Origin of the sequence: Streptomyces sp. NPDC102402 (assembly GCF_044765765.1) — a bacterium.
Lineage (GTDB): Bacteria > Actinomycetota > Actinomycetes > Streptomycetales > Streptomycetaceae > Streptomyces.
Genome location: NZ_JBIWKR010000001.1, coordinates 509,628 through 521,565, shown reverse-complemented (window position 1 = coordinate 521,565; position 11,938 = coordinate 509,628). Strand labels below are relative to the sequence as shown.

The 11,938-nt window shown below is 71.3% G+C and carries 10 protein-coding genes and 1 tRNA gene; 5 read left to right on the top strand and 6 right to left on the bottom strand.

From position 1 onward, the window contains the following. Window positions 1-64: 64 nt before the first annotated feature. A complete protein-coding gene (locus tag ACIRJR_RS02115) occupies window positions 65-1,489 on the bottom strand; it encodes a PP2C family protein-serine/threonine phosphatase (RefSeq protein ID WP_403772406.1) in 1,425 nt (474 codons plus the stop codon). Window positions 1,490-2,089: 600 nt separating this feature from the next. On the opposite strand from ACIRJR_RS02115, the gene ACIRJR_RS02110 reads away from it, so the two are divergent. Continuing rightward, window positions 2,090-2,773 (top strand): bifunctional DNA primase/polymerase, encoded by a 684-nt coding sequence (locus ACIRJR_RS02110; RefSeq protein ID WP_403772403.1) that lies wholly within the window; start codon window positions 2,090-2,092, stop codon window positions 2,771-2,773. 684 nt (window positions 2,774-3,457) lie between these two features. Here the strand turns inward: ACIRJR_RS02110 and ACIRJR_RS02105 are convergent. The 3 genes from ACIRJR_RS02105 to ACIRJR_RS02095 form a co-directional block, all read right to left on the bottom strand. After that, window positions 3,458-4,423, bottom strand: a complete 966-nt coding sequence (locus tag ACIRJR_RS02105; protein ID WP_403772400.1) for a DUF5926 family protein — start codon at window positions 4,421-4,423, stop codon at window positions 3,458-3,460. A gap of 127 nt (window positions 4,424-4,550) precedes the next feature. Further along, window positions 4,551-5,075, bottom strand: a complete 525-nt coding sequence (locus tag ACIRJR_RS02100; protein ID WP_403772397.1) for an ATP-binding protein — start codon at window positions 5,073-5,075, stop codon at window positions 4,551-4,553. A gap of 230 nt (window positions 5,076-5,305) precedes the next feature. Next, window positions 5,306-6,133: a glycerophosphodiester phosphodiesterase gene (locus ACIRJR_RS02095; RefSeq protein ID WP_403772394.1), complete on the bottom strand. Its 828-nt coding sequence runs from the start codon at window positions 6,131-6,133 to the stop codon at window positions 5,306-5,308. A gap of 197 nt (window positions 6,134-6,330) precedes the next feature. Here ACIRJR_RS02095 and ACIRJR_RS02090 point away from each other — a divergent pair, with 197 nt between their 5' ends. Together ACIRJR_RS02090 and ACIRJR_RS02085 are read left to right on the top strand one after the other, a co-directional pair. Continuing rightward, window positions 6,331-7,821 carry a S1C family serine protease gene (locus ACIRJR_RS02090; protein ID WP_403772391.1) on the top strand — a complete coding sequence of 497 codons (1,491 nt, stop codon included), beginning with the start codon at window positions 6,331-6,333 and terminating at the stop codon, window positions 7,819-7,821. Between the two features lie 59 nt (window positions 7,822-7,880). Beyond that, a tRNA-Ser gene (locus tag ACIRJR_RS02085) sits at window positions 7,881-7,967 on the top strand. 57 nt (window positions 7,968-8,024) lie between these two features. Here ACIRJR_RS02085 and ACIRJR_RS02080 read toward each other — a convergent pair. Then, window positions 8,025-8,330 (bottom strand): hypothetical protein, encoded by a 306-nt coding sequence (locus ACIRJR_RS02080; protein WP_403772388.1) that lies wholly within the window; start codon window positions 8,328-8,330, stop codon window positions 8,025-8,027. 323 nt (window positions 8,331-8,653) lie between these two features. On the opposite strand from ACIRJR_RS02080, the gene ACIRJR_RS02075 reads away from it, so the two are divergent. After that, window positions 8,654-9,982, top strand: coding sequence for a hypothetical protein (locus tag ACIRJR_RS02075; protein ID WP_403772385.1), 1,329 nt, complete (start codon window positions 8,654-8,656; stop codon window positions 9,980-9,982). 450 nt (window positions 9,983-10,432) lie between these two features. On the opposite strand, the gene ACIRJR_RS02070 is transcribed toward ACIRJR_RS02075, so the two are convergent. Further along, window positions 10,433-11,317 (bottom strand): bifunctional DNA primase/polymerase, encoded by an 885-nt coding sequence (locus tag ACIRJR_RS02070; RefSeq protein WP_403772382.1) that lies wholly within the window; start codon window positions 11,315-11,317, stop codon window positions 10,433-10,435. Window positions 11,318-11,567: 250 nt separating this feature from the next. Here ACIRJR_RS02070 and ACIRJR_RS02065 point away from each other — a divergent pair, with 250 nt between their 5' ends. Continuing rightward, the gene (locus ACIRJR_RS02065) at window positions 11,568-11,885 is read left to right on the top strand and encodes a hypothetical protein (protein WP_403772380.1); all 318 of its coding nucleotides are present in this window, start codon (window positions 11,568-11,570) and stop codon (window positions 11,883-11,885) included. Window positions 11,886-11,938 lie beyond the last annotated feature (53 nt).

The following is an 11,938-nucleotide window of genomic DNA, read 5'->3' as shown; positions in this document are numbered from 1 at the left end:
CGTACGGAAGGGGGCCCGGTGCCGGAAGACCTCTTACCCGCCCTGGGGCGGTCGCCGGAGAGCCTCAGTCGAAGCGCGCGGCCAGCAGGGCGACGTCCTCGGTGCCGTGGCTCCCGTCGAGGCCGTCGGGCAGCATCAGGCGCAGGACGTGGTCCGCGATCGCCCCGGGATCCTGGCGCAGGGCCTTCGGCACTCCCGCCGCCGCAGCGTGCAGCCGCGCGAACGCCCGGTCCATGGTGTCGCCGGTCCGGTGGAGCAGCCCGTCGGTACAGAAGAGCACGGTCTCGCCCGGGTGAAGCGTGAATTCCACGCTCGGCGCCTCCCAGCAGGAGAGCATGCCCAGCGGCGCGGAAAGGGCCGTCTCCACGAATTCGGTGCGCCGCTCGCCGGTCACCAGCGGCGGGGTGTGCCCGGCGCCGGCCAGCAGGATCGTGCGCCGGTCCGGTTCGCAGTAGGCGTAGAGGGCGGTCGCCGCGGTGGACGGTTCGGTCAGCCGCAGAAGCAGTTCGAGGTCGGAGAGGACGGCGACGGGGTCCTCTCCCTCCATCACGGCGTAGGCCCGCAGACCGGCGCGGAGCCGGCCCATGGCGGCCAGGGCGCTCGGCCCGGAACCGCCGACCGAGCCGACGGCCAGCCCGAGTGCGTCGTCCGGGAGGGGAAGCGCGTCGTACCAGTGCCCACCGCCCCCGGGTGAGGCCCGGTGGCGCCCGGCCAGTCGCACTCCGGGGAACCGGGGCAGTCTGCCGGGGAGAAGCTCCTCGGTGATGGCCGAGGCCTCGGCCCTGGTGCGTTCGAGCTCGAGCAGGCGGGCCAGGTGCTCGGCGGCGTAGCGGGCGTACACCTCGACGAGATGGCACTGGCGTTCCAGTGGCCGGGCCGGTTCGTCGTACAGCCAGACCGCCGCACCGATCCGGCGCGCGTCCTTGGTGGCGAGGGGCTGCGTGTAGCTGGCGGCGTATCCGAGTTGTGCGGCGACCTCGCGGCAGCGGGGGTCGAGGCCGGGGTCACCGAGGATGTCGGGGCTGGCCAGAGGGGTGTCGGTGTCGGGGAGACCGTCCAGGAAGCGGCCGTGGGCGGTGGTGTCGCGCGGCACCGTCTCGATGTGGCCCAGTTCGGCGTGGGCGAGGCCGAGGCCGATCGTGCGGGAAGGAGCGCTGCCGTCGGCGGGTTCCAGGACGAGGAGACCCCGGCCCGCCCCGACGAGGGCGGCTCCGGCGGCCAGGAGCTCGTGAAGGGCGCCGTCCAGGGTGGTGGTTCCGGCCAGCCGTTCGGTCAGTTCGTGCAGTGTGGTGAGGTCGGACACCCAGCCGGCCAGGCGGTCCTGGAGGAAGGCTCCCGGCGCGGAGAGCGCGGTTTCCGTAGGAGCGGCAGTGTGCGTTGAAACGGGAACCATGGGATCGATTCCAGCCACTTTCGGAAGGTGGGGGGCGCTCATGGCAGTCGGCTTTCCGACCGGTGCGTTGTGTCGAATAGCATCGCAAACCCCCATGTCGTTCTGCGCCGCTATCGGTGCAACCACAGGTACACGCACCCACATGTACACGTACAAGTGAGGTGATGTCCAGCATTGTCCTTACGGGGTTTATGGTGCCGTGAGACAGTTAACTTGGCCGAAAAATGCACCCCCGGGCCGCTTTTTGCGGTCGACTGGGTGCGCTCGACAGGGGGCACCCTCGGGGTGAAATGCCGGAGGGAGCGTCATTCCGAGCATGCTGGGTACGTAATCGTGGATGGCCAGGGGAAGTTCTGACCGCCCCGGAACCCGACAGCGAGCCCGGGCGTCCTCACTGGTGACGGCCGCCCGCCCACCGCCCGAACGGCGGGGTTGCACAAGGGACGGCACGCGCGACGCGCACGCCGACCGCGCGATGTATTGACTGGACTCGGCTCGGCTCAACTCGGTTCGACTCGGCTCAGCTCCATTCTGTTCGGTTCCACTCTGCTCGGCTCGGCTCACGCTCGGCACCGACTACTCGTCCGTACCGCAGACCCGATGAGCAAGCACGCACAGCGAAGAGACGCACACGCGGTGTAACGAACGCGTGGTGTGATGTGGACCTCGGCGTTCAACGGAAAGGAACGAGCGCTCATGCGCGAGATCCTCGGAAGGCGACGCAGGCACCGGCCCCGGCGCAAGGGAAGTTCCGCCCAGCTCGACGCGGCGCTGTTCTTCGCCACCGTCCGGAGATGGCCCGTACTCCCCGGAGCGGGGCTGGCGGCGGGAGCCGTACGCGGCGAACGCGGCCGCGGCTGCGCCTGCCCCGACCCCGAGTGCGCCGTGCCCGGCGCACATCCCTTCGACCCCGGTCTCCTCGCGGCGACCACCGACGCACGCATGGTGCGCTGGTGGTGGACCAACCGGCCCACCGCCCCCGTCCTGCTGGCCACCGGTGGCCAGTCGCCCTGCGCGCTGAGCCTGCCCGCCGTGGCAGGAGCCCGTGCGCTGGCCGCGCTCGACGCCATGGGGCCGCGGCTCGGCCCGGTGGTGGCGACCCCCACCCGGTGGTCGCTGATGGTCGCCCCCTACACCCTGGAGCGGCTCGGCGAACTGCTGCACGCCAAGGACCGGGTGCCCAGCTCCCTGCGGTTCCACGGGGAGGGCGGCTACCTCGTCCTGCCTCCGTCCGAGGTGGGTACGGGCCAGGTGCGCTGGGAGCGCGCTCCGGCAGCCGGGAACGCCGTGCCGTGGCTCCCGGACGTGGAGTCGGTCCTGGACGCGCTCGTCGAGGCGAGCAACGAGGCCCCGGACGGCGGCAGCCGGCTCGCGTACTGAGCGCACGGCCGCGCGGTGATGACGGGAAGCGCCGCCGCGCGGGAACGGCGGTGGCTGCGAAGGTGACGCGGGGGCGGCGGGCCGCCCGCTCGTTCAGGGGCGCGGGGCCGCCCTGTCCCGTGCGATCGGGACGGGTGGCTCCGGACGGGCGTGTAATTGCATCCCGGTAAAGGGCGGCGACCGCAGGCTTTCTGACTGCCATTCGCGGATCGCGGAAACGGGCGGACGGTGATGCGGGCGTGCGCGATTCCCACGTGTCGTGGGGGCATTCCAGGTAACCGAGAGGCATCCCGGAGTTTCTGTCCGAAAGCGAACGCCCGGTACGGCCGGGGGCCGGGGGCGCGCGTGGCCCCGGCGTCGAATCGGAGCCGGCCTGTGGACAGCCGCTGCCTGGCGGATGCCTGCGACGGGTCAGGGAGGCGAGCGGGGGGCGGACCGCGGGCCTGGCGGTCCCCGCAGGTGGCCGACGCGCTGCGCGCTCCGGCGTGCGCCCCGGCCGTACGGGCCCGGAAACGAGAACGTCCGGCCGCTGGCGACGGGGGATGCACCAGCGACCGGACTTCTAGAACCGTAACAAGAGATCTGCCGTGAGCAAATTCGATCTCGCCTATTCGGACAGCTATTTACCGACGAGTACAGCGAGTTGTGACGGGAGTCACCGCCGCGCCCCGGCTTTCGTCACTGTCAGCTGAGCGTCACTTGGCGGTTGGTGAGCCCGCCGCGTGCCCTGCGCTCGTCGGCCGTGAGCGGAGCGTCGGAGGCGAGGGCCCCGGCGAGCCGTTCCGCGAACTGCGCCGCGGGCTTCTCGCACTCCTCCGCCCCCATCGCGCTCGGCAGGTCCCAGACCGGGACCATCAGGCCGTGGGCGCGGAACGAGCCCACCAGACGGGTTTCCTCGCCCAGCGAGGAGGCGCCGGCCGCGTGCAGCCGGGCGAGGGCGTCGAGGAGCTGCTCCTCGGGGTGAGGCATGACCCAGCGCAGGTGGTTCTTCTCCGGTGTCTCGCACCAGTAGGCCGCGTCCACACCGGAGAGCCGGGTGGTGGGGATGGCCGCGGCGTTGGCGCGCTCCAGCGAGGCCGAGACCTCCGGCGTGGCGTTCTCCGCGTCCGGCACCCAGAACTCGAAGCCGGAGTGCACGACCGGCGCGAAGGCGGCGTCCGGATCGAGGACGTCCTGCAGCCGGGGGCCGTCGGCGGGCACCCTGCGGGCGGCGACCGGCGAACCGGGCTCGGCCTCCAGCGCACGCTGCAGCGTGTCCGCGAGATCGCGGCTGAGGTCGCCCGACGAGGTGTCGTTCTGCAGGGCGAGCAGGACGGAGCCGTCGTCACGGCGCAGCGCCGGCCAGGCCATCGGCAGCACGGTCGCGAGCGACACGGACGGCACGCCCTCGGGAAGCCCGCCCTTCAGCGTCAACTCGACGGTGGCGGCGGGGACCAGCTCGCGCAGCGCGATCCAGTCGCACTCACCGGAGATTCCCTCGAAGGGGCGCTGGACCAGCTCGGTCACCGCGTGGGCGGCTGCGCGTCCGTGACACGCCTTGTAACGGCGGCCCGAACCGCACGGGCAGGGCTCGCGGGCCCCTACGACCGGGATTTCACCGTCCTTGAGCTGCGGCTTCCCGGCCTTGGACTGAGGGCGCTTCTTGGCCATGGTGGGCGTTCTCCCGATTGCGACAGTGCGGTCTCGGGCGCGAGCCTAGCCGTCCCCGTCAGCGCCGGGGCACACCTGCCGTGGCGTCCTCGCCGCCCACCACGCCCCTCGCGGGGCCCTGTCGCTCTCAGCCCGCGTCGTCGAAGGCTTCCAGGGCGTCGGCGATGTCCAGCCCGTCGAGCGAGCCGAAGCCGCCCAGCCCGTGCAGTCCGTCCAGCCCGTCCAGCCCGTTCATTGCGGACCGGTTCCGGCGCGAGGGCCTCGTGCGGCCCGGTGCCGATGTCGGGAAGCCGCCGCGTCCGTGCCCCGCGGAGACGAGGGCCCAGACGGTGACCTCGCCGGCTGTGTCGTCCCGGACGCCCCACTCCTGGGCGAGGGCGCTGATGATGTTGAGCCCGCGCCCGCCGCGCGCGGTGACCGACGGTGTGGCCGGGACCGGCCTGGTGGGCCCGCCGCCGTCCGTGACCTCGACGGTCAGGCCGCCTCTTCTGTCCACGCGCCATGCGGCGCGGATGTCGCCGTCACCCACCTCTGAGTGCTTCCCCAGCGGCCTGCCGTGCCGGCAGGCGTTGCTGAGGAGTTCGGAAAGGATCAGTACAGCGTCGTCGACCACGGCGTCCGAGACTCCGTTGCTGCGCAACTGCTCGCGCATACGGTGCCTCGCCTGCCCCACGCCCGCAGGGCCGTGGGGTACATCCATGCTCGACGACGCGGGCACTTCCTGTGCCACCACAAACGCCACCCCCGAGACCTCCTTCGCCCCACGCCACGGATTGGATGCCCCCCTGGACTGCGCCGGAAACCGGCCAAAGCCCTGTCAGTGATGCACTCGTAACGATCGTTTGCGGAGTGAATGCGCCGGTGCACCCCGTGTAACTGATGTTAAGAGCGGCCAAGTTGTGACAGGACCTGTTTGGGGCGGTTCGTGATGATTGCTTCCACTCCGAGGCGTACGCAGAGCTCGACGTCCTCCGGCTCGTTCACGGTCCACACGTGCACCCGGTGACCCGCCCGGTGCAGCCGTTCGATGTACCCGGGGTGGTTGCGTACGATCCGCATCCCCGGCCCCGCGATGCGGGACCCGGCGGGGAGCCGGCCGTCCCTCAGTCGTGGTGAGACGAACTGCATCAGGAAGACGGTGGGCAGCGTGGGGGCCGCGGCCCGGACGCGGTACAGGGAGCGTGCGGAGAAGCTCATGACGCGCACGGGCGAGGGCCCGTCCGCCGGCGGGGAGTCCAGGCCGAAGCGCTCGAGCAGCTGGAGCAGCCGCTCCTCGACCTGGCCGGCCCAGCGGGTGGGGTGCTTGGTCTCGATGGCCAGCTGGAGCGGCCGTCCGGAGGCGCGTACGTCGTGGGCCAGCTCGAGCAGGCGTTCCAGCGTGAGTACGGACGTGAGCTCCCCAGGTGCCGGGTCCCAGTCCGGGGACTCCTCGTGGTCCTTCCAGGAGCCGAAGTCGAGGGTGGCGAGATCTGCCAGTTCCAGCGCGGAGACGGCACCCCGGCCGTTCGACGTGCGGTTCACCCTGCGGTCGTGCACGCAGACGAGCTGTCCGTCCGCGGTGAGGCGTACATCGCACTCCAGGGCGTCCGCCCCGTCCTCGATGGCCTTCCGGTAGGCGGCCAGGGTGTGCTCGGGGGCGTCGTCCGAGGCCCCGCGGTGGGCGATGACCTGGATGGGAGGCTGTCCGGAGGGTAGGCGTGCGTGGGTCACCGCGACATCGTGTCACCGAGACGCGTCGGGTGCTGACACCTTGTTGCGTAGGACCGTTTTGCCTGATGTAAAGATTGGTGTGCGGATGCACAGGTCCTGCTTACAGTGGCCTGACGTGCTGTGGGAAAAGCTGACCGCAGACACGTGCACAGCGGATCTCTTGCCGAATGCCGAGTGGAACCGAGGAGTAAAGAGCTGTGAGCACCGAGAACGAGGGCAACGAGGGCACCGCGGGTCCGTCCGTACCGTCTGTTCCGTCCGCACCTCCCGTGCCGGCTGCCGCTCCCGAGGGCACCCCGCAGGGAGGTCCGCCCGCGCCGGAGGCCCCGCCTGCCGCTCCCGCGGACGCGCCGACGGCCCAGGTTCCGGGCGCGACGTACCAGGAGGGCGCCGGGCCGTCCGGCGCCGGGCATGAGCAGTATCCGTACGCGCCGCCGTCGCCGCAGCAGCCTCCGGCCGACCCGGCCGCGTGGCCGCCGCCGCCTCCCGCGGTCCCCGCGTACGCCGACGGCGGCAGCCCCCCGGCCTGGGGAGCCCCGGTGCACTCGGAGCCCCAGCCGCCTCGCAAGCGCCGCGCGGGCGGACTGGTCGCCGCCGTGGCCGTGGCCGCGCTGGTCGCGGGCGGTGTCGGCGGGGCACTCGGCTACTGGGCCGCCGACAGCAACGACTCCGGCTCCTCCGGGTCGACCACGGTCGCCGCCTCCAACAGCCCGAAGGACTTCAAGCGGGACGCGGGCACGGTCGCGGGCGTCGCGGCGGGCGCGCTGCCCAGCGTGGTCACCATCGACGCGCAGTCGGGCGACGGCGAGGGCGGCACGGGCACCGGCTTCGTGTACGACAAGGAAGGCCACATCCTCACGAACAACCACGTGGTGGCCTCCGCGGCGGACAGCGGCCAGCTGACCGCGACCTTCTCCAACGGCAAGAAGTACGACGCCGAGGTGGTCGGCCGTGCCCAGGGCTACGACGTCGCCGTACTGAAGCTGAAGAAGGCCCCGGACGGGCTGACCCCGCTGGCTCTGGGTGACTCGGACAAGGTCGCGGTGGGCGATTCCACGATCGCCATCGGGGCGCCGTTCGGACTCTCGAACACGGTCACCACCGGCATCATCAGCGCGAAGAACCGCCCGGTCGCCTCCGGCGACGGCTCCAGCAACAAGAACTCGTACATGAGCGCCCTGCAGACCGACGCCTCCATCAACCCCGGCAACTCGGGCGGTCCGCTCCTGGACGCGGGCGGTGCGGTCATCGGCATCAACTCGGCCATCCAGTCCACCAGCGGTGGCGGTGTCGGCCAGTCGCAGGCCGGCTCGATCGGCCTCGGCTTCGCCATCCCGGTCAACCAGGCGAAGAACGTCGCCGAGCAGCTGATCAGGACGGGCCAGCCCGTCTACCCCGTGATCGGCGCGACGGTGACGATGGAGGAGAAGACCGGCGGCGCCGTCATCTCGGACGAGGGCGCGGGTGGCACCCCCGCCGTCACTCCGAACGGCCCTGCGGCCGAGGCGGGACTGAAGGCCGGTGACGTGATCACCAAGTTCAACGACACGGCGGTCGAGAGCGGCCCGACGCTGATCGGTGAGATCTGGACCCACAAGCCGGGCGACAAGGTCACGCTCACCTACGAGCGCGACGGCAAGACGGCCACGGCCGAACTCACCCTGGGCGAGCGCAAGGGCGACAGCTGACCGGCTAGGCTGTTCCACGCATCGAGCCGGCCCCGGCCACCGGGACAGGCGCGACGCGGGGTGGGTTGCCCGAGCGGCCTAAGGGAACGGTCTTGAAAACCGTCGTGGCAGCGATGTCACCGTGGGTTCAAATCCCACACCCACCGCAGCAGGTCAGAGAAGTAGCAGGTCAGAGGGCGGGTCTCCGGTGCGGAGGCCCGCCCTCACGCCTCCGGATGCTGGCCACGGTTGCCCTGCTCTGCCACGGCAGCGAGCAGTGTCCTGGCGAGCCGAGGGCCGGGCGCCCAACGGAAGTCGATTTCGTCCGAGGTCTGGGGAGCCGCCCAGTCCACCGACAGGAACGGGTGACGGGTGAGGAGTGCTCGCTCCTCGACCGCGTATCGGAAGGCGTTGCTCAGCACCATGCGCTTGCGGTTCGCGGTGTTCTCCGCCGCGGGCTTCCCGTTCAGAAGCTTGGAGAGGGCCGTCAGTGCCGCGCGGACATGCTCCGGCTTCGCTGCTTCGTCCACCCGCATTGAGTGCTGACCCACCCACTCCAACGCCCTCCGGACGTCGGCAGGAGGCTCTTCGGCCTCGACCCGCGAGATGAGCTGGTCCTTCGAGCCACGGGGCACTCGGGCATCAGAGAGGGGGCCGCCGGTGCCGACGGCGAAGACGGCGTTACGACCGCCAGGGATTCCGCGATGCTCGCCCGGTGTCTCGCTGCCGCCGAGCAGCGAAACTCATGGAACCGATGTCACAGCCGTGCGATAGAAATGCGGTTCAGCCGCGGCATCAACCGCAGAGACGCGGAGAAGGCGCGGCACGGTTCGACACGTCCTTGGGGGGACTGATGTTCAGAACACGGGCGGCTTGGGCCGCCATCGGCACCTTCGCAATCCTGTTGGCCGGCAGTCCGGCAGCGAACGCCGCGGAGGGGCAGGCTCCTGACGTCAGGTGGGCGAACAGCGTCTCGGACGACCTGGGCACCCTGGCCGTCAGTATCAGCTCCGACAGCGCCATCACGGCGATCAGGGCCCATATCGTCTCCGCAGCCACACAGCAGGAAGTCGCCGTCGTGGAGAACGACGCGTTCGGCCTCGTCTCCGGCACACCGGACAACGGCGTGTGGCACACGAAGCAGCCTCTGAGCCTTGCCGACCTGGGCAGCTACACCGTCCGAATCGAGGCCACGGACGCCGACGGCGACCGCACCACCGACAACTCCGCGGGCTCGCTTGCCTACTACGTCGCGCCGGTGTTCGAGAACGTGCGCACCGACCGCGCGGAGGTCGACATCGACCACCGGCAGGTGCGCATCGACGGCCTCTTGAAGGGACGATGGCCGGCGACCCGTGAGCTGAAACCCCTGGCGGACCACCCGGTGGACATCGATGTGGACTACTGGACGGAGAACACCGTCCGCACCGACACGGAGGGACGCTTCTCCGGCACGGTCAACGTGAACGGCGCGGTGCCGGTCCAGGCCGTCTACCGGCACGCCAACGAGCACCCGTACGTCCTGTACGGCGAGTCCCCGTCGACGCAGATCGGCGTCCGGCAGGTAGCCACGCGCTGGACCGTCCAGACCCCGGAAAAGGCCCAGACGATCGACTTCGGGCAAGAGGTCACCCTCGCGGCGACGCTGGAGCGCGAGACCCCGCAGGGCTGGGTTCCCTTCGAGGGCCAGAGCGGTGGGGTGCTCTTCGAGCCCTCTTCCGGCGGCCAGTCGGCCAGTGTCGGCTACTTCACCACGGGCGAGGACGGTACGGTCACCTTTACTCACGCCCCGTGGGAAACCGGCAGTTTCCGCGTGACATCGCGCAGCGACGACCCGTTCATCGCCCCCGCCTCCACGAACAGTCCCCAGATCACCGTTCTGCGTGCCTCGGTCTTCTCCTCGTTCTCGGCCACCCGTACACAGGACCACGGCGTGCACGTCGAGGGTGCGATGGACTTCCCCGAGGGCTGGACGCCCGCCACCATCCCGGTGCACATCCAGTACTCGCGTGACGGCAAGAAGTGGGCGGACCTGCTCACGACGGAGGCCACCTGGTCCGGTAGCGGCCACGCCTTCTCGGCCGACATCGCCGATGCGGGGCGCGGTTACTTCCGCGCGCACTTCGAGGCGACCGGGTCGTTCCGAGCAGCGACGTCGGAGGCCGTGAAGGCGAGCCGCTGACATCCACGGCTGACATCAACGACGCCGGACAGCAGCAACCCTGGGTAAGCCTGAGCGACATCGGTACCCCCGGCCGGAGGCGTCGGAGTGCCACCCCGGGCGAACTCCTCAAGCGGTGTTCAGCCCGGCCGAGCCCTCCCTATGGGCCATGTGTGGTCCGGAGGGCCCCATGGGGAGCCTGAAGCGGGCTTGAGCGCGAGTCAGCGTCTTGCGCTTCCCCCGTCCATGGCGGTCCTGGAGACCGTCGTGGCGCGAGTCACCGTGGGTTCGAATCCCACACCCACCGCAGTGCGCGAAGGCCCCTGACCGGATACATGCGGGCAGGGGTCTTCGTCGTGCCCGGGCGGGCCCGGTACCGGTAGGTCCGGCAGCGTGCGGGCTGTCCGGCTGTCAGCAGCCTGCCTCGGACCGGCTCCTCGCTGCCGCTGGCCGGCAACGGAGGCGCAGTGGTCAGGAGTTGCGCCGCGGGGTGGTCAGGCGGGCGGCCGAGGCGATCGCGGCGCGGGCCTCCTGTTCGGTGAGGCCCGTGCGGATCGCCGCTTCCGTGAGGGCGTCCGCGAGGGCGTCGCCGAAGCCGTGCTCGTACGCCCGGCAGGCAGCCCAGAACAGCCGGGTGTTGCGCTGGCCCTCGTGTGCGGCGCGCACGAACTGGACCAGGCCCTCGCCCTGCCGGGAGGTGGGAGAGGGCCGGCCGTCCGGCTGATGGGGGCGCGGCGGGGGTGTGAGGAGCCTCAGGAGGGAGCGGGGGCAGGGGGCCGGTGTCAGATGGGCCGTGCCGGGGGCGAGGCGGTACCTGCCGTGGGTGGTGACCGAGCCGGGTCCGACCAGGTAGCCGCCTGCTCCGCGTACGTCGATGCCGGGGGCGAGGCGGCCGGCGGAGTTGGGCACGGAGACGCCGGGCGGGCCCGTCAGCCAGAGGTGGCGGCCGCCGCTGGGCGTGAGGACCGTGACGGTGGCCGGGATGGTGAACAGGTGCTGGAGGGCCAGCTGTTGGAGTGCGGCGACGGAGTCGTTGCCGTGGGTGGTGTCGATGTCGAGGTCGATGCCGATGAGGCGGTGCGGCGGGCGCCCGCAGGCGATGCCGTACCCGGTGGCTCCGGGCGCCGCGGCGAAGAGGGCGCGGACGGCGGCCGGATCGGTGGTGGCGTCGTGGACGCCGTGGCCGGGCAGTCCGCAGGCGCCCTTGCAGCGCACGGGAGGGGTCTCGCCGCGGTGGGGCGAGCGCAGGGCCGGGACCTTGGTGGCGGACAGCGGGAAGACGGGGAGCCCGCGCTCGGCGGCGGCGAGCGCGTGGGTCAGGGCCGGGGTGGCGGTCTGCCGGTCAGTGGTGGCCATGGATCCATGTTCGTACAAGCGTTCGAAGAACGGAAGGGGGCGCGGCGTCCGGACCGTCGCGCCTCCCCCGTCCGGGAGGTTTGCCGGGGCGCCCTCATGCGTGCGGGGGAACCGCGCGCCGTGGGCGGTTCGCCGGGGGTGCCGTGGGCATCTCTGCTCCCGCGACGTCGTGATCAGCAGCGAGGCGGTCGGCCGACCGCCTCGGAACCAGCCGTATCAAGCCGCATTCCGGGCACTGGAGGAAATTGACATGGCACGTATCCGTACCGCTCGCGCCCTCGCCGCCGTCGCCGCTCTGCCCCTTGCCGCAGCGCTGTTCGGAGGGGTCGCGGTGGCGGACAACGGCGCGTTCGCGAGCGACGGATCGAACGCGGGTGTGGCGACCATCGGGTCCGCCGGTGTGGGCGGGGACAACACCGGCAACTCGTCCACGCAGCAGCAGCAGGCCGTCGGCGCCGGTGCCTCCAACCACAGCAACACGGTCCAGGTGAGTGGATCGCCCTTCACGTACATCGACCAGTCCACCTACAACTTCTACGTGATCTTCCCGCCGCTCTGGGTGAACTGAGTCCCGGGTGCCGTGCGGCGTCGCCGCGCGCCGCACGGCACCCTCCGCCGGAG

Excerpts from the sequence above, each read along its gene's own strand:
- ACIRJR_RS02105 (WP_403772400.1), bottom strand. The coding sequence starts at position 4,423 with ATGGCCAAGAAGCGCCCTCAGTCCAAGGCCGGGAAGCCGCAGCTCAAG.
- ACIRJR_RS02075 (WP_403772385.1), top strand. The coding sequence starts at position 8,654 with ATGTTCAGAACACGGGCGGCTTGGGCCGCCATCGGCACCTTCGCAATC.
- ACIRJR_RS02070 (WP_403772382.1), bottom strand. The coding sequence starts at position 11,317 with ATGGCCACCACTGACCGGCAGACCGCCACCCCGGCCCTGACCCACGCG.
- ACIRJR_RS02115 (WP_403772406.1), bottom strand. The coding sequence starts at position 1,489 with ATGGGGGTTTGCGATGCTATTCGACACAACGCACCGGTCGGAAAGCCG.
- ACIRJR_RS02065 (WP_403772380.1), top strand. The coding sequence starts at position 11,568 with ATGGCACGTATCCGTACCGCTCGCGCCCTCGCCGCCGTCGCCGCTCTG.
- ACIRJR_RS02100 (WP_403772397.1), bottom strand. The coding sequence starts at position 5,075 with ATGCGCGAGCAGTTGCGCAGCAACGGAGTCTCGGACGCCGTGGTCGAC.
- ACIRJR_RS02110 (WP_403772403.1), top strand. The coding sequence starts at position 2,090 with ATGCGCGAGATCCTCGGAAGGCGACGCAGGCACCGGCCCCGGCGCAAG.